This window comes from Burkholderia sp. E168m23, assembly GCF_016586125.1.
Classification (GTDB): domain Bacteria; phylum Pseudomonadota; class Gammaproteobacteria; order Burkholderiales; family Burkholderiaceae; genus Burkholderia; species Burkholderia orbicola.
Window position 1 is genome coordinate 1 of the sequence record NZ_BCPP01001586.1, and the last position, 765, is coordinate 765.

Sequence of the window (765 nt, forward strand, 5' to 3'; positions counted from 1 at the left end):
GCCGCTGCCCGAGATCGCGCCGCCGAGACCCAGGTTGTTCGCACCGCCAACCGTCAATGTCGAGCCCGAACCGAGATTGATCGCGTTGGTCAGCGTCGTACCGGCCACGCTGGTGCCGAGCGTGCCGCCCGCGCCGCTCGTGTTCAGCGCGCCCGTGCCGAGCGCCGAGCCGCTGCCCGCGATCAGCGTGCCGCCGCCGGTGAGATTCGTGCCACCCGTGTAGGTATTGTTGCCCGTCAGCGTTTCGGTACCCGTGCCCGACAACGTGAGGCTGCCGCCCGCGCCCGCGATCGTGCCGCCGTACGTGCCGCTGCCCGTGCCGCCGAGCGTCAGGTTGTTGCCCCCCAGGTTCACCGTCGAACCGGCCACGCCCGACAGCGTACCCGTGGTCTGCGGCGTGGTCGCGCCGCTGACGTCGAAGGTTGCCCCCGCACCCGCGAGATTCACCGGGCTGCTCGCCGACAGGCTGCCGCCCGCGCCGATCGCCAGCGTGCCGCTGTTGATCGTCGTCGCGCCGGTGTACGTGTTGGTGCCGGTCAGCGTTTCCGTTCCCGTACCGGCCATCGTCAGCCCGCCGGTGCCGCCGATCGTCCCCGCATAGCTGCCGTTGCCGGCGCCGGCCAGCGTCAGCGTGTTGCCGCCGAGGTTCACGTTCGTGCCCGCTACGCCGGACAGCATGCCGCTCGTCTGCGGCGTGGTCGCCGCGCTGATGTCGAGCGTCGCGCCCGCGCCGGCCAGGTCGAGCGCGCTGCCCGCCGACAGGCC

1 protein-coding gene is annotated in these 765 nt (G+C 72.5%); it reads right to left on the minus strand.

Features of this window, described 5'->3' with window-relative positions; all coding sequences use genetic code 11:
* Positions 1-765 (minus strand): autotransporter-associated beta strand repeat-containing protein (locus tag JMF90_RS39045; RefSeq protein WP_201326545.1); only part of this gene is annotated, 765 nt, incomplete at both ends.